This is a genomic window from uncultured Eudoraea sp., assembly GCF_947258525.1.
GTDB lineage: Bacteria > Bacteroidota > Bacteroidia > Flavobacteriales > Flavobacteriaceae > Eudoraea.
Window position 1 is genome coordinate 1,992 of the sequence record NZ_CAMYIP010000178.1, and the last position, 601, is coordinate 2,592.

Here is a 601-nt window from a genome sequence, read left to right on the forward strand (position 1 = left end):
AATAAAGGGAGGCGGGAATCTTTTACAGAGTATGCTATTTTGTTTTCTGCCAGTTTCCAGTCAATCCCAATTGCAGGATCATTGTAGGCCATTCCCCGTTCCCATTCCTTGTTGTAAAAATTATCTACTTTATAGGCAAAAAGTGCTTCCTCACTTAATACCAAAAAGCCATGTGCAAAACCCTTTGGGATCAATAATTGTTTCCTATTTTCTCCACTTAATTCTACAGCAACATGCTGTCTGAAGGTTGGCGAACCTTTTCGAATATCAACAGCTACATCCAGCACCCTTCCTTGTATTACCCGAACAAGCTTTGTTTGGGCGTAAGTTGGTAGTTGATAATGCAAGCCCCTTAAAACACCATAAGAAGACCTGGATTCATTATCCTGACAAAAATGAATGGGATACCCCAAAAATTCATTGAGTTTGTCCTGTCTGTAGGTTTCCGCAAAATAGCCGCGATCGTCTCCCATAATATTCGGGTCACATACTACTACATCCGGTATTTCTAATCTTTTGAAATTCATATTTTTAAAATGAGATATAATTGAAGTGCATATATTTTATAGTTGTTATATATTTAAGTTTTTCGGGGGATTTT

The 601-nt window shown here is 37.4% G+C and carries 1 protein-coding gene; it reads right to left on the reverse strand.

The genetic code is table 11. The features are described from left to right. A partial coding sequence (gene rfbC / locus Q0X89_RS13225; RefSeq protein ID WP_297694938.1) for a dTDP-4-dehydrorhamnose 3,5-epimerase occupies positions 1-527 on the reverse strand: 527 nt, incomplete at its 3' end. Positions 528-601: the final 74 nt, after the last annotated feature.